The sequence below is a fragment of the Erwinia sp. ErVv1 genome (assembly GCF_900068895.1).
Lineage (GTDB): Bacteria > Pseudomonadota > Gammaproteobacteria > Enterobacterales > Enterobacteriaceae > Erwinia.
The window spans coordinates 118,876-120,664 of the sequence record NZ_CDPK01000005.1 but is presented as its reverse complement, the minus strand read 5'-3'; the positions used below and the strand labels follow the sequence as shown (position 1 = coordinate 120,664).

Below are 1,789 nucleotides of genomic sequence, written 5' to 3'. Positions count from 1 at the left end.
GCGGGGCAAAGTGTAGTCTGCCGCTACAAAACCGTCAGCGGGCAGGTTCGCCTGACCGGGGCCTGGCTGGATAATGAAATCTGCCTGGTCAGCTACGGCTTCGATGATAAGGCCAGGGTGATTAGCGTCACCGGACGCGGCGGTCAGGTACGCCGGCGTTTCAGCTGGTATGACGACGGGCATGGCACGGATTTACTGCGCAGCCATGAGGACAGCAACGGGCTTGTGAATGAATATCTGTGGCAGAACATTGATGGTCTGGCGCGCGTGGTGGCATACCGCAACAGCGCGGGTGAGCAGCTTAATTTTGAATACGATTTTGAAAACGGCACCCGCCGCGCCACCCGCGAGGATGGCGTACAGGCACACTGGCTGGTTGACGACGATAATAACGTCGCCCGTTTTACAGATTATGATGGTCGCCAGACCAGCTTTGTTTACCACAACGGTGAGTTATGCGATGTCATCCTGCCTGACGGAGCCATGCGGCACAGCCAGTGGGACCGCTATGGCCGCCTGACGTCAGAGACTGACCCGGCAGGCCGTACCACGCGTTATCACTGGTTCCGAGGCACCGACCGCATTGCACAGACCCTTTCCCCGGACGGAACGACTACGCAGGCCACTTACGACCTGAACGGTCGCCTGCTGTCGGAAACCGACGCGCTGAATCACACCAGCACGTACCACTATTCTGATGAAGAAGAAACGCTGCCGGACCGCATCACCGATGCCAGTGGCGGTGACGTGCTGCTGGAATGGAACCGCCAGGGACTGCTGACACAACGTACCGACTGCTCCGGCAGCGTGGCCCGCTTTACGTATGACCGCTTCGGGCAGCTCCTGAGCAGTGAGGACGCAGAAGGCAACGTCACCCGGAGGGAATGGAACAACGCCGGACAGCTTACAGCTCTTATCCGCGCCGATGGCAGTCAGGAAACGCTGTTGTGGAACGAGCACGGGCAGCTCAACGCCTGGCGTGACCCGCTGGAAAGCGAAGTGTCCTGGACGTATAACCGCCTGGGCCAGCCGCTCAGTCAGACCGGCCGCAACGGTATCCTCCGCCGCTGGCACTATGATGCACGAGGCAATCTGCTGCGTCTGGAAAACGGCAACGGCGGTGAGTACCGGTTTACGTATGACCCGACAGGCCGACCGTTGAGCGAAGTCCGCCCGGACGATACATCCCGGCAGATGGAATGGAATGAACGGGGACTGCTCACCACCCTGCTGGAAAGCGGCAGACCAGACGATGATGGCGGCATCCCACGACGCGCTCAGAAGTTCAGCTATGACAGCAGCGGACTGCTGACCTCCCGGACAACCCGCGATGCTCAGTACCATTACCAGCGTGACAACAGCGGGCAGCTTACCGGCCTGACGCGCACACCGACTGCTGAAGGCCTGGCGCTGGGTATCGAAGCAGATGACGTTCAGTTTACGTTTGATGCGGCAGGAAAACTGCTCAGTGAGCAGGGGGTGAACGGTGAGCTGCATTCTGCGTATGACGTTCTGGGTAATCTTACCGCACTGACCCTGCCCGGCGGGCAGCNGATAAGCTGGCTGCACTACGGCTCCGGTCACGTCAGCGCCATCCGCTTTAATCAGCAGACGGTCAGCGAATTCACCCGCGACCGCCTGCACCGGGAAGTGTCCCGCACTCAGGGAACCCGTGAACAGACCCGCCAGTATGACAGACTGGGCAGACGTACCCTGCAACGCAGTATCGGCGGCTTAGCACCCAACCTGCCGGAACAGGCAATCTTCGAACGCGCCTTTAACTACACCG

At 60.1% G+C, this 1,789-nt stretch carries 1 pseudogene; it reads left to right on the top strand.

What is annotated here, in order from left to right:
• Positions 1-1,786, top strand: a pseudogene (locus tag A1830_RS22150) (type IV secretion protein Rhs); the annotation flags it as partial.
• Positions 1,787-1,789: the final 3 nt, after the last annotated feature.